22 protein-coding genes are annotated in these 23,156 nt (G+C 62.4%); 12 read left to right on the top strand and 10 right to left on the bottom strand.

Annotated features, from left to right (window positions below; genetic code table 11):
• Nucleotides 1–263 precede the first annotated feature (263 nt).
• The gene (locus tag DDD64_RS07265; RefSeq protein WP_126135718.1) at nucleotides 264–1,016 is read right to left on the bottom strand and encodes a hypothetical protein; all 753 of its coding nucleotides are present in this window, start codon (nucleotides 1,014–1,016) and stop codon (nucleotides 264–266) included.
• A 168-nt stretch (nucleotides 1,017–1,184) separates the two neighbouring features.
• Nucleotides 1,185–1,619, bottom strand: coding sequence for a Panacea domain-containing protein (locus DDD64_RS07270; protein ID WP_126135719.1), 435 nt, complete (start codon nucleotides 1,617–1,619; stop codon nucleotides 1,185–1,187).
• A gap of 36 nt (nucleotides 1,620–1,655) precedes the next feature.
• On the opposite strand from DDD64_RS07270, the gene DDD64_RS07275 reads away from it, so the two are divergent.
• The 3 genes from DDD64_RS07275 to tgt all read left to right on the top strand — a co-directional run bounded on the left by DDD64_RS07275 (nucleotide 1,656) and on the right by tgt (nucleotide 4,950).
• Nucleotides 1,656–2,717, top strand: a complete 1,062-nt coding sequence (locus DDD64_RS07275; RefSeq protein ID WP_164545961.1) for a RelA/SpoT domain-containing protein — start codon at nucleotides 1,656–1,658, stop codon at nucleotides 2,715–2,717.
• Nucleotides 2,718–2,847: 130 nt separating this feature from the next.
• Complete coding sequence (locus DDD64_RS07280) at nucleotides 2,848–3,591, top strand: queuosine precursor transporter (protein ID WP_241227581.1); 744 nt, start codon at nucleotides 2,848–2,850, stop codon at nucleotides 3,589–3,591.
• A gap of 123 nt (nucleotides 3,592–3,714) precedes the next feature.
• A complete protein-coding gene (gene tgt, locus DDD64_RS07285; RefSeq protein WP_206435406.1) occupies nucleotides 3,715–4,950 on the top strand; it encodes a tRNA guanosine(34) transglycosylase Tgt in 1,236 nt (411 codons plus the stop codon).
• A 66-nt stretch (nucleotides 4,951–5,016) separates the two neighbouring features.
• Here tgt and DDD64_RS07295 read toward each other — a convergent pair whose 3' ends face one another.
• Nucleotides 5,017–6,462 carry a hypothetical protein gene (locus tag DDD64_RS07295; RefSeq protein ID WP_241227586.1) on the bottom strand — a complete coding sequence of 482 codons (1,446 nt, stop codon included), beginning with the start codon at nucleotides 6,460–6,462 and terminating at the stop codon, nucleotides 5,017–5,019.
• 96 nt (nucleotides 6,463–6,558) lie between these two features.
• Between DDD64_RS07295 and DDD64_RS07300 the strand changes: the two genes are divergently transcribed.
• Entirely contained in the window at nucleotides 6,559–7,641 is a 1,083-nt protein-coding gene (locus DDD64_RS07300) for an FHA domain-containing protein (RefSeq protein ID WP_126135722.1), read from the top strand.
• Between the two features lie 36 nt (nucleotides 7,642–7,677).
• Here DDD64_RS07300 and DDD64_RS07305 read toward each other — a convergent pair whose 3' ends face one another.
• Complete coding sequence (locus tag DDD64_RS07305; RefSeq protein WP_126135736.1) at nucleotides 7,678–9,207, bottom strand: DUF1846 domain-containing protein; 1,530 nt, start codon at nucleotides 9,205–9,207, stop codon at nucleotides 7,678–7,680.
• A 173-nt stretch (nucleotides 9,208–9,380) separates the two neighbouring features.
• Between DDD64_RS07305 and DDD64_RS07310 the strand changes: the two genes are divergently transcribed.
• The 4 genes from DDD64_RS07310 (at nucleotide 9,381) to DDD64_RS07325 (ending at nucleotide 12,135) form a co-directional block, all read left to right on the top strand.
• Nucleotides 9,381–10,016, top strand: a complete 636-nt coding sequence (locus DDD64_RS07310) for a hypothetical protein (protein WP_016441998.1) — start codon at nucleotides 9,381–9,383, stop codon at nucleotides 10,014–10,016.
• Entirely contained in the window at nucleotides 10,013–11,005 is a 993-nt protein-coding gene (locus DDD64_RS07315) for a diaminopimelate dehydrogenase (protein WP_126135723.1), read from the top strand. The genes DDD64_RS07310 and DDD64_RS07315 overlap by 4 nt, the downstream gene beginning before the upstream one ends.
• A gap of 244 nt (nucleotides 11,006–11,249) precedes the next feature.
• Entirely contained in the window at nucleotides 11,250–11,480 is a 231-nt protein-coding gene (locus DDD64_RS07320; protein WP_126135724.1) for a hypothetical protein, read from the top strand.
• Nucleotides 11,464–12,135 (top strand): hypothetical protein, encoded by a 672-nt coding sequence (locus tag DDD64_RS07325; RefSeq protein WP_126135725.1) that lies wholly within the window; start codon nucleotides 11,464–11,466, stop codon nucleotides 12,133–12,135. Before DDD64_RS07320 ends, DDD64_RS07325 begins: the two co-directional genes overlap by 17 nt.
• On the opposite strand, the gene DDD64_RS07330 is transcribed toward DDD64_RS07325, so the two are convergent.
• From DDD64_RS07330 to DDD64_RS07340, 3 genes are all read right to left on the bottom strand, one after another.
• On the bottom strand, nucleotides 12,132–12,707 hold the full coding sequence (locus tag DDD64_RS07330; protein WP_164545962.1) for a flavodoxin: 576 nt from the start codon (nucleotides 12,705–12,707) through the stop codon (nucleotides 12,132–12,134). The two genes, DDD64_RS07325 and DDD64_RS07330, sit on opposite strands and share 4 nt — an antisense overlap.
• A gap of 158 nt (nucleotides 12,708–12,865) precedes the next feature.
• Entirely contained in the window at nucleotides 12,866–14,257 is a 1,392-nt protein-coding gene (locus DDD64_RS07335) for an ABC transporter permease family protein (protein WP_126135727.1), read from the bottom strand.
• Nucleotides 14,254–15,030 carry an ABC transporter ATP-binding protein gene (locus tag DDD64_RS07340; protein ID WP_241227588.1) on the bottom strand — a complete coding sequence of 259 codons (777 nt, stop codon included), beginning with the start codon at nucleotides 15,028–15,030 and terminating at the stop codon, nucleotides 14,254–14,256. Before DDD64_RS07340 ends, DDD64_RS07335 begins: the two co-directional genes overlap by 4 nt.
• A 124-nt stretch (nucleotides 15,031–15,154) precedes the next feature.
• Here DDD64_RS07340 and DDD64_RS07345 point away from each other — a divergent pair, with 124 nt between their 5' ends.
• The 3 genes from DDD64_RS07345 (at nucleotide 15,155) to hrpB (ending at nucleotide 19,708) form a co-directional block, all read left to right on the top strand.
• Nucleotides 15,155–16,198, top strand: a complete 1,044-nt coding sequence (locus tag DDD64_RS07345; protein WP_241227590.1) for a sensor histidine kinase — start codon at nucleotides 15,155–15,157, stop codon at nucleotides 16,196–16,198.
• On the top strand, nucleotides 16,179–16,931 hold the full coding sequence (locus DDD64_RS07350; RefSeq protein ID WP_126135728.1) for a response regulator transcription factor: 753 nt from the start codon (nucleotides 16,179–16,181) through the stop codon (nucleotides 16,929–16,931). Before DDD64_RS07345 ends, DDD64_RS07350 begins: the two co-directional genes overlap by 20 nt.
• Nucleotides 16,932–17,023: 92 nt before the next feature.
• A complete protein-coding gene (gene hrpB / locus DDD64_RS07355) occupies nucleotides 17,024–19,708 on the top strand; it encodes an ATP-dependent helicase HrpB (RefSeq protein ID WP_126135729.1) in 2,685 nt (894 codons plus the stop codon).
• A gap of 114 nt (nucleotides 19,709–19,822) precedes the next feature.
• Here hrpB and DDD64_RS07360 read toward each other — a convergent pair whose 3' ends face one another.
• Both DDD64_RS07360 and DDD64_RS07365 read right to left on the bottom strand, forming a co-directional pair.
• Nucleotides 19,823–20,284 (bottom strand): hypothetical protein, encoded by a 462-nt coding sequence (locus DDD64_RS07360; RefSeq protein ID WP_126135730.1) that lies wholly within the window; start codon nucleotides 20,282–20,284, stop codon nucleotides 19,823–19,825.
• Nucleotides 20,277–20,930, bottom strand: a complete 654-nt coding sequence (locus tag DDD64_RS07365; protein ID WP_126135731.1) for a hypothetical protein — start codon at nucleotides 20,928–20,930, stop codon at nucleotides 20,277–20,279. The genes DDD64_RS07360 and DDD64_RS07365 overlap by 8 nt, the downstream gene beginning before the upstream one ends.
• An 88-nt stretch (nucleotides 20,931–21,018) precedes the next feature.
• Here DDD64_RS07365 and DDD64_RS07370 point away from each other — a divergent pair, with 88 nt between their 5' ends.
• Nucleotides 21,019–21,831 (top strand): ribonuclease E inhibitor RraB, encoded by an 813-nt coding sequence (locus tag DDD64_RS07370; protein WP_126135732.1) that lies wholly within the window; start codon nucleotides 21,019–21,021, stop codon nucleotides 21,829–21,831.
• A 24-nt stretch (nucleotides 21,832–21,855) separates the two neighbouring features.
• Here the strand turns inward: DDD64_RS07370 and DDD64_RS07375 are convergent, their stop codons facing one another.
• Complete coding sequence (locus DDD64_RS07375; RefSeq protein WP_126135733.1) at nucleotides 21,856–22,953, bottom strand: hypothetical protein; 1,098 nt, start codon at nucleotides 22,951–22,953, stop codon at nucleotides 21,856–21,858.
• Nucleotides 22,954–23,156 lie beyond the last annotated feature (203 nt).

A 23,156-nucleotide genomic window follows, 5' to 3' on the forward strand; every position in this document is an offset into this window, starting at 1 on the left:
AAGACTATTAGTGGGAAGGACGTTATTGCTTGACCGGTATCTGATATCCAGTCCTTATTAGTATCGAAACCAGAGAATGACAATCATGATTCGAGAACACAGATACACCACTACCCAGGACTTGACCAGCGCTCATTGATCCATTCTCTCCTTGCGCTCGATATGTAACGAGCATCTGCCGAAAAGTATAGCTGGCGGGCCTGTGAGCTGGGCGGGAGTTTAAGGGTCCGAGGGGAGATTCTGCAATGAAGGCGGGTGCAGAATTAGGGTTTCTGCTTCTTGAGCTTTTTCTTGATTCTCTCGATGCGTTTATCCCAGTCGCCATTCCACCCGGCTGCTTTCGCTTCACGAACGAGGGCAAGCGCTTCCTCGAAGTCCCCCTTCTGTTCCAGAAGAATTGCCATCCGGGTGTAACCTGCGTGAGATGGCAACGGGATAACTCGCGGAACTCTACTTCCAGTAGCGCGATAAAGGTGTGCCTGTTCTTCTTTCCACGCCGCAGCGGCGGCGGCTTGCATCGCAACCTGGAGGCGGGCCGCTTCTAATGATCGTTCTAAATACTCGGGAGTTTCTCGAAAACGGTAATAGATTTTTGATAATCCCCCCAGAGCGAGGTGTTGGGTAAATACGGCGCTGGCACCCCGCGCAGGGGTACGATTATCTTTTAGTTCCCAGGCTTTCTCCGCGATCCGGAGAATTAAATCTGCCTCTTCAGGTACGGCTGGCCTCAAATATCCTGCAAGGACGACCAGCCAGAATGCCGTGGTACGTGATGGCGTTAGTTCGCTGGCAAAACGACCGATGTTGTCCGGGTGCGAACCAGTTGGGACGTACTTTGACCAAATGAGCTCGTGATCTGCATCCGAGAGTTCGATGAACCACCAGTGTTCAAGTCCGAAATGACCGATCTCACCTCCGACTCTTTTGGGGATGCGGGGTTGCTTTTTAGTGGGGCAGGCGCTGGAGTTAGGGCCTTTACCCTTGAGCGTGTTAATGAACGTAGAAAAGATGCCCATAAATAGCCTTCCTAGTTACGAAAACCCAATGATAAGTAGTAATCATTGTGGGGATACCGTCCCGTAAAAGTGATAACGCGAACGATGTTAAACTACTGGCGCTAATATCCGTTAGCCTAGGTGAATAGATAAAAATCCCCTCACCAATTCCTTGGCGAGGGGAACTCATCACCCGAGAACCGGATGCTGACTGTAGTAGCTCTGCAATGACTCCTTGGAAATGAGACGGTCTCCAAATTCTATGGGAGAAAGCCCTTCCCGCATGTTCTTCCACGGGTCTTCGCTATGGGTGCGAGCCGAAAGCTGATTGCCACTAAGCTGAGCGAGCCGGTCAACTACCTCGTTCACGATCTGGGCTTCATCGGCCGTGAGCGTGCTATCAAGTTCGCCCTTGCGGATAATGAACTTTCCACGGTGCTGGTTGAAAAGCGCAGGGCTAACCGGGCCACCTCTCCAAGCCTGAAAATCTTCAGGGAAAAGAGGATACCCTCGCGTGGCGAGGCAGTGAGCTTGACTGTAAAAAGCGAGCTTCTGCATCTTCATGGTGGTCATATCCCCACAGCGCTGCAATATATATCCGGCTACATGTGTAATAGATGCCATTCGAGTGTCCCCCTTCCTCCTTGTAGTCTAGTGAACATGGGGGAATTTAGCACTATGGATCCGGTGACACGTAGCGCTGCGAAAAAGGCTTCTAAACTCCTTGGTTCGGAAGATGAGAAAGAAGCCGGAGCGGCGCGGGCGATTATCCAGCAATGGCGAAAACAGCATCTCGAGCCAACGTGGGGAGTATTTGATTCAGCGCGGAGGGTGTGTGATTCTTTGAGCGGTGCCCTCGCAACATTCCGTCTCAAACGAATGGAATCTATTGAGAGCAAGATCCTGCGGCCGGGTAAAAACTACGACGCTGGGGCGATGGACGATATCGGTGGATGCCGGATTATTCTTCCTGGAATGCGTGAACTCAATGCAGCGCGAGAGCTTATATCCGATGCTATTTCAGTTCGGAAGGTAAAAGACTACGTTTACATTGACGCGCCTCCGAGCGGATATCGTTCTATCCACTTACTTGCTCAGAACGAGGGTAGGGAAAAGGATCTGAGCTACCGAGTTGAAGTTCAGCTTCGCACAGGACTTCAGCACGCTTGGGCGACTGCCATTGAGGCGGCAAGCAACGTTTATGGCGAGAATTATAAAGATCCTGCGCCGAGAGCGATGTCGGAAAGCGGCGTGAAGCGATTGGAGTTTTTCCGGTTGGTATCCGCAGGTTTTGCATTGAGCGAAGGCGTTTTGCTTGATCAAGGTGTTCCCCAAAGTATCGAGGAAATTCGGGAAAAACTTCGGGCGTCTAGCGTTAGTGAAAGCGTCGTGAATGACCTTCATCTCGTGACCGATGACGTTGTTCAGTTGACAGAAGGACACCAAGGACCCGGTTTATATCTTCTGACATTTGAGCGTGAGAAACAGGAACTTGCCGTTCAACATTTTGATAACGAGAATCCCCGCAAAGCCTTTGAAGCGTACAACGACCTGGAGGAAAAGAACAGTAGCGAAAGTGGTACGGTAGCAGACCGCACTGATGGTGTGCTGGTGTACTCAGATAATCCGGAACGCCTCCCACTCGCGTACCCGAATTATTCCAGCAATGTGGATGTATTCCTGAAACGGTATCGGGAAATCTTTCAATGGGAGGGCGAATAAAGAGGTTGTTGGCAGTGTGCCTGTAACCGTGTGCCGCAGTGCGCTCATCCCGCTATAATCATGACCGTCCGTGCGGTGGCAGAGCCGGACACCATAACCATAAGTTCTCGATATGCATGGAAAGGTCACGATGAGCTCGCAGTCCACCGCGCCGCACGGCGCCAGCACGCACTCCGATTCACACTCCGCCACTTCGGGCACCGCCGCCCGCTTCGCGGATGTGGCCCGCTCCCACCTCTTCGTGTACGTAGCGGTCTTTTTCGTATCCTTCCTCCTCATTTCCAATATCGGTGCCACGAAACTCATCACCTTGAATATCGGTGGTCTTGATTTGTATTTCGACGGCGGCGCGATGCTCTTCCCGCTCACCTACATCATCGGTGACCTTCTTTCCGAGGTTTACGGTTTCAAAGTCGCCTCCCGCACCATCATCCTCGCGTTCGGAGTGCAGATCCTGGCCTCCTGCTGTTTCTGGCTGGTGCAGATCGCCCCGCCCGCCCCGGATTACGCCAACCAGGAAGCTTTCGAGGCGGTGCTCGGCGTGGTGCCGCGCTTCGTGGCGGCCTCCGTATTCGGGTTCCTCTTCGGCCAGCTTTCCAATTCCTATGTGCTGGTCTGGATTAAGCGTCGTTTCGGAGAGCGTGCCCTGTGGGTGCGCCTCATTTCCTCCACCATCGTGGGCGAATTGCTGGACACCATTATTTTCTGCTTCGTGGCCTGGGGTGCGGATATCGCGGCCGGCAATGTCGAGTTCTGGTCTATCGTCAACCTCTCCCTGGTGGGCTGGCTTTATAAAGTCGGTATCGAAGTCATTTTCCTCCCGCTGACGTACGCCGTGGTTGGTGTGGTCAAACGCCACGAAGGCTTACGATAGGCAGCGGGCCAAGGTGGCGGCGGCGTCGTACCAACGCGCAGCGCGCGTGAACCGCACGGCACCGCAACCGCACCGCAATAGAAAGGTGAGAGTGTGACAACAGGATTTACGATCGGGACGCGCCTGGACGCGCGCGTGGGGGACCGCACCGGGCAGCCGCTGGGCCGCACCGGCGTTATCCACACCCCGCACGGCGATATCGCCACCCCGGCGTTCATTCCCGTCGGCACGAAAGCCACCGTCAAAACGCTCACTCCCGAACAGGTGCGCGGCATCGGCGCGCAGGCCGTCCTCGCGAACGCCTACCACCTCTATCTGCAACCCGGCCCGGAGATCCTGGACGCCGCCGGCGGGCTAGCCGCCTTCATGAACTGGAACGGCCCCACCTACACGGATTCGGGCGGGTTCCAGGTGCTCTCGCTCGGCTCCGGCTTCAAGAAGGTGCTCACCAATGAGTACGCCGGGAAAAACGCCGGGCGCGCCGATACCGAACTCGCGCGCGATAAAGAGCGCCTCGCGAATGTGGACGACGACGGCGTATGGTTCCGTTCCCACCTCAACGGCTCGCGCCACCGGTTCACCCCGGAGGTGTCCATGGGGATTCAGCACCAGCTCGGCGCGGATATCATGTTTGCTTTTGACGAGCTCACCACCCTTCTCAACTCCCGGGCCTACCAGGAAAAAAGCCTGGAACGCACCCGCCGCTGGGCGCAGCGGTGCCTAGCTGAACACCGCCGCCTCACCATCGAACGCGTGGGCAAGCCCTACCAGCAGCTCTTCGGCGTGATCCAGGGCGCGCAATACGAAGACCTGCGCCGCAAAGCCGCCCGCGACCTCGGCTCCATGTGCGTGGACGGGCAGGAATTTGACGGTTTCGGAATTGGCGGCGCCTTGGAAAAGGAGAAGCTCGGGACCATCTGCGCCTGGGTGAGCGAGGAGCTCCCGGAAACGAAAGCCCGCCACCTCCTCGGGATTTCCGAACCGGATGATTTCTTTGCCGCTATCGAAGCCGGCGCGGATACTTTCGATTGCGTCAACCCTTCCCGGGTGGCGCGCAATGCCGCGATTTACTCCCCGGACGGCCGCTTCAACGTGACCCGCGCCCAGTTCCGTACCGATTTCGGGCCGCTGGTGCCCGAGTGTGAGTGCTACACCTGCCAGAACTATTCGCGCGCCTACCTCAATCACCTCTTCAAGGCGAAGGAAGCGCTGGCGGCCACGCTCGCCACCATCCACAACGAATACTTCACCGTGCACCTCGTGGATACCATCCGCGCGGCCATCGAATCCGGCGATTACGCGGCCTGCAAAGAAGAAACGCTCGGGCGCTTCTACCGCGGGCAGTGGGGGCGGGCCTAGTGAGCGCACCCGCCTCAAACGCGCGGTGCGCTCACTGTGCGATGTGCTAACTGCGCGGTGCGCTAGCTAGAACGCGCGGTGCGCCGCCTCGCTCAGTTTTCGGAAGGTCTCCGCATCGGGGAATCCGGACACTTCGTAGCGCGGCGGCCACACGTTTTCGAGCGGCTTGAAGCCCTCGGGCCACACGTCGCGGGCCACATCCACGCGAATGGTGATATTGGCGGCTTCGGGATCGGCATCGTCCAGGTAATTAATGAAATCTGCCACCGCGGGGATGGAACCGTAGTGATCCGAGCGGCGCCATTGCGTCAGACTCACCGCGCCTTCGCCCAGGTCATGCACTTCGTAGAGCGCCACGTGCCCCATTTCCTCGGGCCAGCGCGAAAGGAATTCCTGCTGGTGGTTGTACATGCGCCCGCGGAAAGTGGCGCGCAGATTCGCCAGCGGCGCGTAGGCCGGGTGATCCGGCATAGGAATCCACTCCATCCAGCCATCCGCGGCCACGGTGTGAGGGAGCGGGTAGATAGCGTCGTCGATATCGTAATCCTGGAGCAAACGGTTGAAGAGCGCGGGAAGCTCCGGATCATCAGCCAGCACCACGAACAGCCGCGAACGCGAAGCCGGCACGAAGAGCGGCAGCGAGCCGTGATATTGCTTGCTGATGGAGTACGCGACCTGCTGGACAAGATCCACATCCGCGAACCACGAACTCTGGTAATTATTCGGCGCGGTGAAGGCCAGCACCCGCGCGCCCGCGTAGAGCATAACGGCCAGCTCCAGGGCCGCGTAGCCCGATTGCGCGTTCAGACCGCGCAGCGATTCCACCGCGTGCCCGAAAAGCGGACCCAGATCATCCGTTCCCGGCATCAGATCCAGGTCCGAGAAATACAGCGGAATGATGTTATCCGGGGTGTCGCGCGCCAGGCCCACGCCAATGAAATCCGTGAGCGGCAGGTAGATAAAGGAATCATCTTCGCGTTGATTGACGCGCGTGAAATAGTCCGCGGCGCGCACAATCGGCATAATCGGCCCCTCGGTCTCATCCTGTTCCTCCGAGAGCTCAGCGAGCGCGGGATCGTGGTGCGGGAAACCCGGGTCGCTCGGATCCATGGTTCCGAAGAATTGCGCGAAGATGTCCCGCCACGACAGGTTTTTCTGGCCGCGGCCCGCGGGCGTGCCGGGCATCTCGGGCGCTTGGAGTTCGGTGTCCGGGGCGGTTCCGTTCGCGCCGTTCTGGTGCGACGACGCCGCTCCCGGCTGGGCGGAACCGGCCGCCCCTTCGGTGACCTGCGGGGTGGTGGCCCCGGATACGCCGATAGTAATGAGGCGGTTGAGAAGTTCGCGCCGGCGTTCTTCAGGAGCATCCGGATCGATCATCTCAAAGGGGCGGAAGCGGAACGTGCGTCCGTCCGGAAGCAGAACATCCAGCCAGGGCCCGTCGGAATTGACCAGCGCGCCGGCTAGTTCAGGGTGAGCGGTGGCGACCTCGAGGGCCCAATTCATGAGCGACATACCTCTATTCTGGCAGAAAGTGGCGCAGGCCGCTTGCCGGGCGCGGTATCCTTGCAAGCAGAGATGTGACTCATGGAACCAGGTCGAGGAGGAGCCATGCCGTCCTATTCTTATCCCGGTGATGGGCTGCTGGCCTGCGTGCCCGGCCTGGCGGTATTCACGCCCGCGCTACCCGCGGATCCGGCCGCGGTGTGGGAAACGGTGCGCGCCGGCCACGATTTCCCCACTCTTCTCACCCACCTCTGGTCCGCGCTGGGCGCGGATTTCGCGCTGTTCTACGCCGACGGCCCGCTGCTGCGGGTTGCCGCGCATGGCCTCATCGTTCGCGACGTCACCGGCCGCGCGGTCGCGGACGGCAGTAACGCCCTGACCTGGCAGGAAGCCGCCACTACCCAGGACACCACGGTCACCGTGGGTAACGCCTACGCTGCGGGTGCGGAAGATGCGGCTTTCGGTGGGAACGACGCCGCAGCTCCCGCACCCGGCCCGGCTCTCCCGCTCGAACGCGGCATGGCCCGCGCCGGTGGCGCTCGCATCAGCCTAAGCCCGGTTCTCACCGGCAGGCCGGCAACTCCCACGCTCGCGGTTCCGGCTTCTTCCCCTGCCGCGCCGGCTCCGCAACAGGCACCGCATCCGGTACCGCCCGCCCCGCCGCTGCCACCGGTACCGCCGGCGGCGGAGGCCGCGGAGGCCGGGCAGGCGGCGGAGGCCGCGGAGAACGCCCCGGTTCCCAGCTACGCCGCGGCCACCGAAGCCTACCCGGTGCAGACCACTGAACCCTATCCTTCCTCCGGCATACCTGCCCCGCTCCCGGCGGTCGAATTACGCTTTTCCTTCGGGGAGAACGTTGTGCTGGGCGGGGTGAGCCCGGCGCTCAAAAATATTATTATGGGGCGCCGTCCGCTCCTCGATGCCTCCTCCGCGGGCGGGGATCCGGCTGCCACCCAACTCCTTCCGGTTCCCTCCCCACGCCAAGAAATTTCGCGCACCCATTGCGAGGTTGCGGTAGCGGCTGGCGGCGCATTTTTGCGAGACTGCCATTCCAATAACGGCACCTACCTCAAGCACGCAGATGGCCCGCTGCGCCGCATCGAGCCGGATCACGCGGTCCGCCTGGAGGAGGGGGATCTGGTAGATATGGGTGACGGCGCCAGCTTCACGGTTCATTACCGCAGCTAGCGCCGCCACGCCCCGCCTTTCGGCTCCTTCTTCCGGCTACTTCCGGTACAGCGTTTTACGCTGGTAGTGCGGTTCGCTCGTGACATTCACACCGAGGGAACGGAAAATACCATCGTCCACGGATCCGAGGATCGTTGTGGTGTGAACATCGCAATTCTGCAGATCCTTGAGCTTGCTCAGCGCCGCTGCCGCGGTGGGATCGGAAGCCGCAGAAACCGAGAGCGCGATAAGCACTTCATCGGTGTGCAGGCGCGGATTCCGTGAGCCCAGGTGCTCCGTCTTCAGTGTTTGGATCGGGGCGATAGCCTCCGGGGCCAGCAGCTTCACCGAATCGTCAATACCTGCCAATACCTTGAGCGCATTAAGCAGCACAGCGGCGGAACACCCCAGCAGCTCCGAAGTTTTCCCGGTCACGATCGTGCCATCCGGGAGCTGGAGCGCGGCCGCCGGCCCGCCTGTGGCCTCGGCCTTACGCAGCGCCGGGGGCACCACCGGCCGGTCGGTGCCGGTCACCCCGAGCTTGGCCATAATAAGGGCAATGCGTTCGGAGCATACGGGTTCGGATTCGCTGCGCTTCTCATCGACAAGCGCGCGGTAATACCGGCGAATGACTTCCTGGCGGGCGGCTTCGCGGCAAACGTCGTCGTCGGAAATACAATATCCGACCATGTTGACGCCCATATCCGTGGGGGATTTGTAGGGTGTTTCCCCAGAAAGTTCGCGCAGCAGCAGGCTGAGCAGCGGGAACACCTCAACGTCGCGATTGTAATTAATTGTTTGCACGCCGTACGCGACCAGGTGGAAGGGGTCGATCATATTGACGTCGTCCAGATCGGCCGTTGCCGCTTCGTAGGCGAGGTTGACGGGATGATCCAGCGGAATATTCCACACCGGGAAGGTCTCAAACTTCGCGTAATTCGAGGTGATGGAATGCTGGTGATCGTGGTAGAGCTGCGAGAGGCAGGTGGCGAGCTTACCTGACCCCGGCCCTGGCGCCGTCACCACAATGAGATCACGCTGCGTTTCCACGTACTCGTTCTTCCCGAAACCATCCTCGGAAACGATAAGCGCGGTATTGGAGGGGTAGCCCGGGATGCGGCGATGGCGCGCCACATTGAGCCCCAATTTAATAAGACGGCGGCGGAAATCGCGCGCTTCGTGGTTATCTTCCTCGTATTGGGTGAGCACCACGGAATTGACCATGAAACCGGCTTCGCGGAATACATCCACGAGGCGCAGTACCTCATCCTCATAAGAAATTCCCAGGTCAGCGCGGTGCTTGGCCTTAAGATCGCGCGCATTCGCGGCAACAACGATCTCCAGCTCATCCTTCAATTCTGCCAGCATCGCAATTTTGTTATCCGGGGTGAATCCGGGCAGCACGCGCGAGGCGTGGAAATCATCGAAAAGCTTCCCGCCCATCTCCAAATAGAGTTTCCCGCCGATCTTTTCGCGGCGTTCCCTAATTTTCTGGGACTGGAGCTTAATGTATTTTTCCCGATCAAATCCGATGCTCTGCGATGAGGGGATATGGGGGGAAGGGGAAGGGGTTTCTGTAGTAGGGATGGAGTTACGCGCGTTGTTATCAGCCACGCCGGTTCGCCTCTCTCGGTCACCTCAGCAGTACCGACAAAGTGTAGCGCCTCGCGGCGGATTTCGCATCGAGCGGGCGGGCGTGGGCAACCCGTTGCGCTCATCGGTTGAGTCCGCAACAATAGGGGACGACGTTGGGAGGAGATATGCCAAAGATTTCTGCGCCAACAGTTCGCGAGCATCGGGAGCTTATGACAGCCCGGCTCGTGGACGCCGCGGAAAAGATTCTCAAAGATGAGCCGGGCAAAACGCTATCAGCCGGGGCGGTGGCCGCGGCCGCTGGTATCGCGCGCAACTCCATTTACCGCTACGTCGGGTCGGTTGATGACCTGCGGCTCCTGGTACTCGAACGCAATGTTCCCAAGTGGCGTGCTCAGGTGATGGGCCAGGTTGATATGAATGCCGAACCGCGCGAACGCCTCGCGCAGCTGGTGGTGGCGTGCATCCGCCAGTCCGGGCAGCGCGAATCGCATAAATGGTTGATGGGCCTCATGCGCTCGGCCCGCGGGAAAGTTTCCGATAAGGCCACCGCGCATACCAAAATGGGTGTGGATAAAGCCCACGGATTCTTCACCGATGCCCTCAAAATGTGTTGGAAAGATACCGGCATCGCGCATCCTGATATTTGGGCTTCGTTTAGCCGCGCCCTCATTTTCGACGCATTTCGCCAGGTGGAAACCGGCGCGTCGCTCGAGGATGTGTGCCGGATTGCCCGTCACACTATTCTTGCTATGTCCGCCGGGCATACAGATGACGAACTCGAGAAAGAACCACACGCATGACACACGCGCGCATCGCGATTAACGGCTACGGCAACCTGGGTCGCGGGGTAGAACAGGCCCTCAGCCTCGCTCCCGACCTGGATCTGGTGGGGGTGTTCACCCGCCGCGAGGGCGTCATGACCGCCTCCGGCCCGGCATTCCCCGCCGCCGAACTCACCGATCCGCAGCTGCGCGCCCGTTGGGCCGGCAAGATCGACGTCGTTATCAATTGCGGCGGCTCGAAATCGGACCTCGATACGCAAACGCCGCTCGTCGCCTCCGGTTTTAACGTGGTGGATTCTTTTGATACGCACGCGCGGATTCCCGCGCATTTTGAGCGGGTCGACGACGCCGCCCGCACGGCCGGCACCCTCGCTCTCATCTCCGCCGGTTGGGATCCGGGCCTCTTCTCGCTTCAGCGGTTGCTGGCCGAGGCAGTTTTGCCGGTCGGGCAGTCAGAAACTTTCTGGGGGCCGGGCCTGTCCCAGGGGCATTCGGATGCGGTGCGGCGGGTACCGGGCGTGAAAAACGCGGTGCAGTACACCGTTCCCAAGGAGGATGTGCGTGCCGCGGCGCTGGCTGGGGAAACGGAAGGCCAGCTCAGCGCGGGTGATAAGCACCGTCGGATTGTTTACGTGGTCTTGGAGAGCGGTGCGGATGCCGAGGCGGTGCGCCAGGCCATCGTGACGATGCCGAACTACTTTGCCGAGTACGAAACCGAGGTCCACGTGATCTCCGAAGAAGAGTTTGCCGCGGAACACACCGGCATGGCCCACGGCGGCGACGTGGTCCGGCATGGCACTACCTCGCCGGGAACCTCGCACGCGCTGCATTTTAACCTGGCCTTGGATTCCAATCCGGAATTCACCGGTTCGGTGCTGGTGGCCTGCGCTCGCGCGGTGGCCCGGATGCACGCGCGCGGGGAACGCGGGGCTATCACCCTCTTCGACGTTCCGCCGGCTTTGCTCCACCCGGCCAGCGGCGCCCAGCTGCGCGCGGAATTGCTGTAGATCGGGTTCTGCATGCCGGGCTCTATATGGGCGTATGCCTTGCCTTGGTGGCGATTAACAACTCTTCCTGGACGCGTTTCGCGGTGATTGTCCTCGCTACCTGCTACGCCTTGGGGTATCTGTATCGGGTGAAAACAGCGCAGAACTCGGAGTAGAAGCAGCTCGGCGCGGGCGCGTCATTCCCGCGTGAAATTGCCGAAAAATTGGTCTGGGCAGGTGCTCGTTCGTCGGCTAGGCTGTGGCTATGTCGATCATCTATGGCCCCACGTACACAAGTCTCGAGCAGGTGCGCGCCCGCATGGATGCCATTCTCTCCGAGCTGAGGATCTCGCGCGAAGAATTTGAAGAACGGATGGCTGAATATACGCTCAATCGGCGCGAAGCTGAGTTCCGTGATGAGTTTGAAACCCTCCAATGGTGTGAGGAACTGTTCCTCGATGATCTCGAGGAGGAAAGCCGTGACGGGCTCGCTTGATGAGATAGTTGCGGATTTCGCGGAGAATATAACAGCTACAGGGAGACTATTCGACGAATCCTTTGCTGTTCACATTACTAATGTTCGCGCGCCCCGCAAGGGTGGTCGTATCCTCCGCGGTTACCTCAAGCTTCGCGATCCCATGTGCGTCAAGCGAATGCTCTATCTCGGAATTACGTATGAACTCTTCGTGAAGTCTCCCGAGAAATTCCTGACCGTTGAGCGGTCCAGCTTCGCGCTGCACCTCAATAAAACCACCAGTGAGCCGCTCGTGCGCTGGGATTACAACCGTAATCCGCGCTCGAAAGATATTCCGCTGGCCCATCTGCAAATTCATGCGCATCGTGACGCATGGACGCATGTCATGCTTGAGGGTGGAGCTACCTCACGGCGTGCCCGAAAAAGAGCTATTGATTCTTCCCAGACGCCCACGCTATCGGAGCTCCATTTTCCGGTCGGTGGAAAACGTTTCCGCCCCAGTTTGGAAGAAGTATTACTCTTCCTTATCTCAGAACTGGGTGTTTCGTGCGAACCTCAAACGAAATGCGTCCTGGAAAGTAAACAATCGGAATGGGAGAAAATACAGGCCCGGGCAGTTGTGCGGACCCACCCGGACCAGGCGCTCATCGTTCTTCGTGAGCTAGGAATGATCTAAATCAAATTCGCGGAGGCCAGCCATTCCTCCAGCGCGCTATCCGTGGTCGCCTCGCGCACGTTTTCTCCGCGCACGGAGAAAGGTACGCCGGTGGTTGCTTCCGGAGCCAGGTTGGTGAACGTCGATTCGATGTCCACTTTAGGCGAGCCAGACCAGGTGGTGAAGGGCAGCACCAGCTGGTCCGTGAGCCCGGCGGACTTGAGATAGGTCTGCACTACCGGGGGGACCTGCTCGCACCAGACGGGGAAGCCAACAAGAACGACGTCGTACCCGCTAGCGGCGGGCGCCGGAGCCGTAAGCTCCGGATAAATCCCGTCCGCAAGCTCGCGGGTGCACTGGGCATGCGCCTCATTCGGATCCGCAGGATAGGGATGAACCGGGGTAATCTCAAAAGTATCTGCCCCCAAGCGCGCCGCGATTTTTTCGGCCAGCACCTTGGTGTTCCCGATCTCGAGGTTACGCACTTCCCCGTCCCAGAAATTCAGGCCGGCACGCGAGAAGAAAGCTACGAGGCAGCGCGGGCGGGGCGCGTCCGCCGGCGTTTCTTGCTGAGCCGCACGAATTTCTGACATCGGAATTTCCTTCCCGCGAAGCGAGCCCTCCGCACTGAGAATTGTGACCGGAACATCATCCATTGTGCCACTGAGCCTGGGCTACCAGCGGGTCTTTATACCCGGGGCGTCGACGCTTAATTCCTGAAGTTATTCTCAATCATTCGCGTGCCAGCCCTCTAATCATTCGCTCGCCCGCGCGCCAGCACCACCCGAGTTTCCAGCGGCGTGACCACCAGGATGCTCGCCAGGCACATGGCCAAACCGAGGACCGTAATGATCCCGAGTTTTGTGAAAGCAGTGCTATCCATACGCGCACCCCAGGAATAGTTCGTCAGGAGGGACATACCCACCCCGAGCGCGGTGGTCAGCGCCGTCGTTACTACCAAGGGAATAAAGGTTTGCAGGATCCGAATCCGCGTGAAGACGGCCGTGGGGAAACCGAGGAAACGCAAGGACTGCGTTTGCTGTGCCGATTCAAAAACGAGGGAGGCGTGATTCGTGAGACCGGACAGCGCCACCACCGCGAAACCGAAACCGAGGGTCACCATAACGCCGGTGCCGATATCTGCGGAGATCAGCTGAAGCGCCACCGAATCCGAACCGCTCCTTTCGGGGAGCGTGGAGGTGTAGCCGCCGATGAAACACAGCAGCGCGAGGGTGGAGACACTGCGCCATACCGCGCGCGGGTCGTTGAGAATTCGCCGCGCCGCCATGAGTAGAGCAGCGTGGCGCGAGCGCACGAGCGGATAGGCCAGCGCCTGAATAATAAAGGAGGCCGCCACCGAGAGTGCGAAAAGGAATACCAGCGCCGCGCCCGCCATCATGATGATTTGCACGACGGGTGTGGAATCGCCACGCGCATTAGCCACCAGCACATACAGTATTCCGGCGACGGCGAACACCGCGAGGCGCCAAGCCCGCAGCGCTCGCGGAGCTTCGCGGCGCGCCACCCCCAGGGGCGAAATTGACACGCGCATCAGCCCGCCGAGTGCCGATACCAGCGTCACCACGAAGAGCAGCGCAATAACCGCGGCAATGAAGGAAACCGGCAGCAGCATCTGGGCCGGATTAATAGGCAGCCCGAGGAAGCTCAGCGCGCGCCACCCCGGCAGGGTTACCAGGTAGAGCACCGTGCCCAGGGCGGTGCCCAGCATCCATTGCACCACCGTTTCACACAGCGAGATCGCAATCGTCTGGGTGCGGGTGGTGCCAACGAGGCGGAGGGAGGCCAGGCGTTGGGAGCGATCCTGTGCGCCGAGCCGCGCGGCTCCGGACGCCAGGGAAGAAATGGGAATAACCAGGAGTGCCCCGGCGAAAAGCGCCAGGCCAAGGTACATTTCCGTGAGGCCGGCGCCCAGGATCTCGCTCAGGGCGTCGAGGTGGGCGATCATGGCCGGGGTCGGGTGGAAATTCCAGTTATAAAACATGAAGATGCCGCCGGCGATGGTCAGCGCCATCGTGGCTGCCAGCGTGAAACTGAGCACCGCGAGGATATCCAGCCAGGCGTTACCGGTGCGGGCGCGCAGCCGCGCCAGCGTGAGGCGGGGCGCGAAGGAGAGGACCGTCATTGCAGCTCGCCTCCGTTCGCGGTGGCGGTGCCGGGCTGGGTGGCGCCGGGGCGTGCCGGGCCGGGCTGTTCCGCCACGGGAACGGTAGCCGAATCGGCATGGATAACGCCGTCGCGAATCTCCACGAGGCGTTCGCACCAGGCGGCCACATTCGGGTCATGGGTGACAATAATGAGGGTGGCGCCGCTCATTTTCGCGGCGGTGGTGAGGATCTGGGTGACTTCGTGGCCGGTGGCCTGATCGAGTGCGCCGGTGGGTTCATCAGCGAACACCACCGCAGGTTGACCGGCCAAAGCCCGCGCGATGGCGACGCGCTGGAGCTGCCCGCCGGACATCTCCCCCGGGCGGCGGTGGCGTTCGGGTTCCACCCCGAGCCGCGCCAGCCACATATCCGCCGCCGCCAGTGCCTCCCGCCGCGGCTTGCCCTGGAGGAGCAGCGGCACCGCCACATTTTCCCGAGCCGGCAGCTCGGGAACCAGCTGGCCATCCTGGAACACAAAACCGAAATGTTCCAGGCGCATTTTCGAGCGCTGCCCATCGGACATATCCGAAATCGGCTCGTTGCCCAGCAGCACCGTACCGGTGGTGGGAGCAATAATCCCGGCTAGGCAGTGCAGCAGCGTGGACTTACCCGAACCGGAGGGGCCCATAATCGCCACCGACTGCCCACCGGGAATCCGCAGTGATACCCGGCGCAGCGCGGCCACGTTCCCAAAATTCTTCGTGAGATTATTCGCCACCAAATCCGGGGCGAAATTCTGTGCTGTATCCATAGCTCTAGTCAACTTCCGATTGGGCGGCGGCGGCAGGGCTTGTACTCCACACTTATGGTAGAGCCAGGTCTACCATTGCCGGATTTGCGCGTGCCGGTAGGTGGGACCCGGCTACCATGGCGGTATGACAACGCGGAGCACCGAGCCCGGTGATCACACTATGCACGTGGATAACACCCGAGCGGTGGCGCAGCAACTACGCCACGCCACGGTGCGCGGGGTGCTCGCGGGCGGACTCGGCACCCTCGCCCTGATATTCGTGGCGGTAGCCGGGCTATCGCTACTCGGCGGATTCAGTACGATCCCGGTTATTATCGGGCTAGCCGGTCTGCTGCTCCTGGGCGGGGCCGGGTGGATAGTGTGGCGCGGGAACGTGCGGGCGCTCGCGGACGTGGCTCCGGCGTCGTCGACCTGGATGGCAGAACCATCCGATCATCGCGACGTTGTGCACGCGCAACGCTCCATTGCCGCGGCTTTTGAAATTGAACGGCGCCGCATCGAACGCGATTTGCACGACGGCGCCCAGCAGTACCTGGTCGCAACCTCGATGGATGTGGGTGAGGCGGCGTTTCTGCTGGAAGGTGACGCGAGTGGCACGGTGAGTTCGGCCGATCTGGCGGCGGCGCGCGAACGTATGGCTTCGGCGCAGGACCGCGCGGAACTGGCCCTCACCTCGCTGCGGCGCACGGTGGCCGGTATTCATCCGAAAGTGCTCTCTGACCTGGGGCTGGAAGCGGCGGTGCGCGATCTGGTGGTTTCCGCGCCGGTGCCCGCCACCCTGCGGGTTCCGAGTCCGCTACCCGAGATCCCCGAAGGCGTGATCGCCGCGGCCTATTTCACGGTGGCCGAAGCGCTGACGAACGTAGCTAAACATGCGCCCGCCGCCACCGCGACCGTGCTGCTCATCGCCGATGATGACCTCCACCTCAGCATTACCGACACCGGCCCGGGCGGCGTGATTCCGGGTAGCGGGCTGCGCGGGATCGGGGAGAGGCTCGCGACTTTCGGCGGTAGTCTGCGTATTTCCAGCCCGGTGGGCGGGCCCACGGAAATCCGCGCGCGCATCCCGCTGCTGCTCCACCGGGGAGAGTGGGGAAGCGGGGCCGGGGTGGCGGCGTTAAGCGAAAATCCGAGAACGGAGGGGACGGATGCGTTTGGTAGTTGCTGATGATTCCGCGCTATTTCGCGAAGGGCTATGCGGGTTGCTGGAGCGGCGCGGGCACACCATTGTGGCCACCGCGGCCACCGCACCGGAGCTGAGCGAGACGGTGCGTGCGGCCACCGCCCGCGGGGAGGCCCCCGACCTGGTCATTACCGATGTGCGCATGCCACCCACCATGAGCGACGACGGCCTGCGCGCCGCCGTGGAGCTGCGCCGCGAATTCCCGTCCCTGGGCATTATGGTGCTCTCCCAATACGTCGCACCGGCCTACGCACGCGAACTTTTCCACCCGACAGCCGCCGGAGGTACCTCCGGTTTTCCCGCGAATACGAGCGTGAATACGAGCGTGAATACAAGCGCGGACGGGAACGGGGACGATGCGCCGGGCGGCCTGGGGTATTTGCTCAAAGATCGCGTGGCGCGGGTGGCGGATTTCGTGCGCTCCCTGGAGATTGTGGGGGTGGGTGGCGTGGTTGTGGATCCGGATGTTGCGGCCCAATTAATGGCGACGACGCCGTCACTCCTCACGGAGCTCACCTCCCGCGAACGTGAAATCCTGGAGCTCATGGCCCGGGGCTATGCCAATTCTGCGATTGCCGCCGAGCTCTACCTCACCGGGGCGACCGTCTCCAAACACGTGGCGAATATTTTTCTCAAGCTGGGGATGCAGCCCGGGGAAGAAAACCGCCGGGTGCGGGCGGTGCTGGCGTATCTGACGGAAACCTCGCGCGCGGGCTAAGGAGCTCGGTGCACCGTTCGCGCATACGGCGTTTCGCGCGTGCTGCGGTTCGGGGTGACAAGTGTGTCGGAGGCCCGTGGGAGAATGGGGGCATGACCTCGGATCCCTGCGCTCGCCTGCTCGCTGCCCCGCCCGCACTTCCGGTAGCAGCCCACCTCGATGAGGTGCGCGCAGCGCTGCCGCTCGCAGTGGTGAGTGCACCGCCGGGAACCGGGAAAACCACGCTCATTCCGCCGCTGGTGGCCCGCGCGCTCGCGGAAGGTGCCGGGCGGGTCCTCGTCATTCAGCCGCGCCGGGTGGCGGCGCGGGCCGCGGCACGCCGCCTGGCCGAACTTTTCGGGGATCCGGTAGGCGCTACCGCCGGGTACAGCGTACGCGGGGATTCCCAGGTGAGCCGGGAAACCCGCATTGAAATGATCACCCCCGGTATTGCGGTGCGCCGCCTGCAAAGCGATCCGGAATTGCACGGAATTGGCGCATTGATTTTTGACGAAGTACACGAACGTCATCTCGATGCTGATCTGGCCCTCGCCCTCGCCCTGGAAGCCCGCGCGGCTTTCCGCCCGGATCTTCTGCTGGTGGCCATGTCCGCCACCGTGGAATCCCAACGCACCGCTGGGCTGCTGGAAGCAGGTGCCGCGGCTCCCGAAGAACTCCCCCGTATTGTGGATATTCCGGGCGTGCTCCATCCTCTTACTCTGCGCTACGCGCCGCCCGGGCGCGGGGAAGAACCCCTGGGCACAATTTCGCGGGACGGTGCGCTCGGGGTGCGCCGGGAATTCTTGGCGCACGTAGCCCGAGTGGTGGAACGGGCCTTCCGGGAAGTGGAACTCGGTGACATATTGGTCTTCCTCCCCGGGGTGCGGGAAGTGGAGCACGTGGTGGGGCTGCTCGGCCACCTACCCGCCCGGGTGGCACCCCTGTACGGGTCGCTTACGGGCGCCCAGCAGGATGCCGCGCTCCGGGAAGTTGCGGGAACCCGCAGCATTATTGTGACCACCGCTATCGCAGAATCTTCTCTTACGGTCCCCGGGGTGCGGATCGTGGTGGATAGCGGGCTATCCCGGGAACCGCGCACTGATTACGCCAGCGGGATCAGCGGGCTCGTCACGGCGCTGGAATCCCAAGCTGCCGGTATCCAACGCGGTGGGCGCGCCGGGCGTTTAGGGCCGGGAACCGTATATCGGGTCATGAGCGAAGCTACCTGGGCTCGCCTCGCAGAACGCTCCACCCCGGAAATTTACACGGCCGATCTCACCGATTTTCTCCTGCAAGCCGCCGTGTGGGGTGCTCCGGAAGGGCGCGGGCTCGCCCTCCTCGATCCGCCCCCGCAGCCGGGCGTGGCAGCCGGCATGCGCACCCTCACCGCGCTCGGCTGCGTGGTACCAGAACACGGCAGCGCAGATGGTGCGGCCGTTGGAGATCCCGGCGCGGAAAGCTCCTGGCAGGTCACGGAGCTGGCCCGCACCCTCGCCCCGCTCCCGGTCAGCGCCCGGCTGGGCCGCAGCCTGCTGGAAAATACCCCGCGGCTCAGGGCGGGAACAGCCGCCCAGATTGTTGCCGCGCTCGCGGAATCGCCCCGGCTCCCCGGGGCAGATCTGGCCCGTTGGCCCACCACCGTTTCGCCAGCCTGGGCCCGGCAAGCCCAACGCCTTGAGAAACTGGCCCGCCGCGCACTGGGCGATGCGGCGGGAGCCGGCAGTGCGGAAGTCGTTACCGCGGGCGCCGGTAGGGCGGGCGTCAGTAGCGCGGGCGCAGGTTCCGGGAAAACCGGCCCATCTGGTTCCGGGAAACCTAGCCGATCCGCTCGCAGTGATGATGCCCTCGCCCTCGTCACCGCCTGGGCATATCCGGATTTGTTGGCCCGCGCGGTGGATAGCACCTCGGGGCGTTATCTCCTGGCTAATGGCAGCGGAGCGGTACTCCCGCACGGCTCTCCGCTGCTGGGATCGCCCTGGCTTGCGGTAGCAGAAGTGAGCGCGAGCCAGGGCCGGGCGGATGCGCTCATCCGCGCCGCCGTACCCGCAGATGAAGAACTCGCTCGCCAAGCCGGTCACGGCCTCATCACCACCGGCACGTCTATGAGCTACCGGAAAGGTCGCCTCCGCGCCCGGGAAACCACCCGCCTAGGGGCCATTGAACTCACGGGTCGGGCCCTCGAACAGGTCCCGCGCGCCGCCGCCACCGCGTGGGTGAACGCCGCGGCCAGTTCCGGCACCCTCCCGCTCGAATTCACCGCCGGAGCCCAAGCCCTGCGCGAACGCCTCGCCTTTCTCCATACCGTCCTGGGGGCGCCTTGGCCGGATATGGAAGAATCCGCGCTGCGCCAACGCATCGAGGAACTGGCCGGCCCCGAACTCGCCGCCCTCGCCCGGGGTGGCACCTGGGGAAACCTGGGGGCCGGCAATATTGAGCGCCTGCTGCCCTGGCCCGAAGCTACCCACCTTGATGAACTAGCCCCCGCCAGCATGACTATCCCCACCGGGGAACAGCGCACCGTTCACTATGCGGGAGGCCGGCCCACCGTGCGCCTGCGTGTTCAAGAAGCCTTCGGCTGGGCCCGCACCCCGCGTCTGGCCGGCGGGCGTATCCCCGTCACCCTCGAACTGCTCTCCCCGGCCGCCCGGCCCGTTGCCATCACCGATGACCTCGCAAGCTTCTGGGCCGGCCCCTACGCCCAAGTGCGGGCGGAAATGCGCGGGCGCTACCCGCGCCACCCCTGGCCCGAAGATGGCGCTACCGCCAGCCCCACCAAGCGGGCCCGCCCGCGGCGCTAAATAGCCGCGTCACTACACCGCGGCATGCCGCTCAATATGGGTATGCTGCGCAAACGCGGGCACGCTGGCGCGGCCCGTGCTACTCAGCTCCGCGCAGGCCGTCCCGAATGTGCCTCAGTAGCCAAAGGTCAAGGTGCCAGTTTCGTCGTCGTCGGCAAAATCCCGGCGAATAGAAGTCGCGGCCCCGGCAAGATTACGTAAACGCGCCCGCAACGTCTCAACCGTGAGACCCGCCATCGGCAAACAGATCCGCAACTGCAAGTGACCACCGGACATCACCGCATCGCCATCCAAAAACTCACCGATCCGCTCCAAAATATCGCGGGTGCGGACCTCCGTTGGCGACTCCACCAGCGACGCCGCCACGTAGAGCACATCCCCCAGCCCGGGAACATTCGCGTAACTCGCGATCATCTCCTGCTTATCCGACTCCGAACGCCACACCACCTCAAAACGGTAATGCACCCCATCCGGCAGCGCCTGCGCGTGATAATCAGCAACAAGCACCTCGTACAGGCCCACAGCCGTGGTCACATCACGGGCATCGCGTTCGTCGCGCCCAGACTTCTTAGACATCAGCCTCCCCTTCCCGCGCGGAATCCGGCGCGGATTCCGGCAGCGTATCCGCGCCGCTCAGCGCCCGGGCCTGCGCCGCCACCAAGGACGCGCAGGCAGTCAGCTGCACGGTCGGAGCCGGCAGCGCCACCGCGTAATGAATATGCGTGCGCCCACCCAGCAGGCGAATCCCGCCAATGGGCAGCGTGTCCGCGGCGCGCAGCACCGCGATAAGATCCGGGCCGGTCGGGTCAATACCAAAATGCTCGAGCACCGCCGCCGCATTGCGGGAAAGTGATGCATCGGAGGGCGCCCCGGGTTGAGCGGCGGGTGTGGCGCCGGGTTGAGCGGCAGCGGCGTCAGACGCCGCGGATGCGGCGGCGCCGTCGTACTTACGCAGCTCCGCGCCGGTGAGGATGGGTGCAGCGAGGTGGACGACGGCGCGGCTATCGTGCCGGGTCGACTGCCCGGGCCAGGCCGTCACCGGAACCCCGTGAGTGACAAAACGTAAAGCCGGAGTGTTATCCGCCCGCGCATCCGCATAAGCAGCGCGCAACGCGGCGGCGGCTTCCTCCCATGTTGTGAATGTCGATACCACCTCACCAGTATTCCACGTTGGCAGAAGAATGCGGCACAGCCCGGGCGCGCCGCGTACAATAGACCTCATCCCGTCCACGCTTGTCCGCGGACGGTCCCCTGAGCATCCTCGTGATTATTCCGCGACCCTCGAGTAGCAAAGGACGGTACCAACAGCCATGGCGCATGGAGCACATCTGGCCCCCGAGAGCGACAACCAGGCGGATGCTTCCGCACTGGACCACGCTCTGCTTGCTATGGTCGCTGAAGCAGCCCGCCTGACCGCCCCGCGCATGTGGATCAACCGCCTCCGCTTTTCTTCCCGCCGCGCCGCGGTAGCCGCCCGCACCCGCCTGCAACGCAACGGCTGGGTGCAGCAATCGCAACTTTCCCAATTCGGGCGTTCCAAAGATTCGTGGATGCTCACCCTCTGGTCCGCGACCGCCGTGGATAATGGCGTTATTGCCGATTCGCGCTCGTATCTTGAACTCATTGCCGCCGCTACGAACGGGCGTTACCTGGGCTGGGAAGCCTCGCTACTGCCGGCCCTGCGCGAATGCGATAATCCCGATTATTACCCGGAAGGGAGCATCGGTTGGCTCGCCCCCGGAGATGAGAATTATCTGCATGAGGCACGCGAAGAAGCGAAGAAACTGGTGCCGCGCGGCCGGGAACTACCCCAGAATTTACGGGATATTTGCGCGCTGCTGCATGACCTGCGCGGCCAGCGTTCCCGGCAGGCCCTCGCCTCCGGGCTCGGAGTGCTCATCGGGGACAGGCTGGTAGCTCATGCGCCGCTTGCCTGGGTGGCCTACCGCCAGTGCGGCGGGTTTTATCCCTGCCTGCTGGGCCTGGAACGCGATACCGCCTACTTCCCCGAATCCATCGTTGCCGAAGCCTACGACGCCGAAGCGGACCTGTGGGAGCGCCTCCGGGAGGTAGTGCTGGAACTACCCGCGGCAGAGCATGAGCGCGGCGCGCACGAACAGTAATGCGGGCGCCGCGGTGAGGATTATTTAGCGCGCACCGCCAGTGCTGCCCGGGCCGCCCTGGCTCGCTGCGGTACCCGGGCCCGCCGGCCCGCTGAGTTCCCGGGCGCAACGCGCCGCGCCTTCGATTTGGCTGGCAATCCACCCCGGTCGCTGCCCGCTGATCTCAAAAGCGTGGCTGAAATAAAGATCCGTGCCGTGTACCACCACTCCGCCGAGCGGAAGAGCCGCGGCCTGGCGTGCCGCCTCCCGGACGGCCTCCGCGGTGGCATCCCCCAGCCGCAAGGTCACCGCCGCGCTATCCGCCCCGCTGACTAGGGCATTACGCAGCATTACCACCGGCACGTCACTGCCATCCACCCGGAGGGTGGCCCCGAAACCGTATTCGGCCTCGGCCGCATCGCGCTGCCCGAGCAACGGCGCGAGCGCGGAAACCAAACCGTTCCAGCGATACACCCCGGCCGTGCCCAGCAGCTCATCGAAACGGGTATCCACCCCGGCCGGATCCGTGAATTGATCGGCATCACCGGGCGCATTCCCCACAAAAGGATTCATTTCCGGGCGCGCGGAGAAGGTATCCTCCAGAATATCCCCGGCGCCGGCTACCGCCTCCGGCCCGAAAAGATCATCCTTCGTGGGGGGAACGTTATCCAGACCTCGCACGAATACCGCGGTAGCGTCAATAGCGGCGACGACGAGGAATTTCACCATGCTGGTTAGCCGCGAGAAAGGTAACCCGGCCATGCGCAAGGCCAGGTGCAGGACCACTTCCTCCCCGACAATACGCACATCCCCCAGGGAGAACGTCTCAAAAACCCAGCCGGCCAGGCCGGTCACATCAATGAGATCCGCCCGGCCCACCCCGCAGCGCAGATTGAGATAGGAACGCTCCTCCGCATCGCGGGCGGGGGAAAGTTCCACAGTTTTTAGGTTGTGCCCGATGGCCACGGCCAGGCGCAGCCCTTCCGTGGATGCCACCGGCCGCATCCCTGCCCGGCACGCGGTTACCACGCGTTCCCAGGTATTAATGATGTAGCCCGGTTCGCCGGGTTCGGCTTCCGGAATATCACCGAGGGAAGCGGCGATGGTATCAATTTCCCGTCCGATAGCGTCCATCTCATCCATGGGGGAAGTCTACCCGGGGCCTACGACAGCAAAATGTGGTGTTCACGCTCGGCGGCGCGGTGGGAGATGTCCTATAGGGTAAATAGACAGAAATGGTTGCTAATACCCAGACTTTCCCTCGCTATACCAACACAAAGTCCGGGTCGTTGAGCTTTCCGGCCTCAATAGCCTTGCATACTTGACAAACACCGGGAGAGTGAAAA

The organism is Actinotignum sanguinis (assembly GCF_003957255.1).
Lineage (GTDB): Bacteria > Actinomycetota > Actinomycetes > Actinomycetales > Actinomycetaceae > Actinotignum > Actinotignum sanguinis.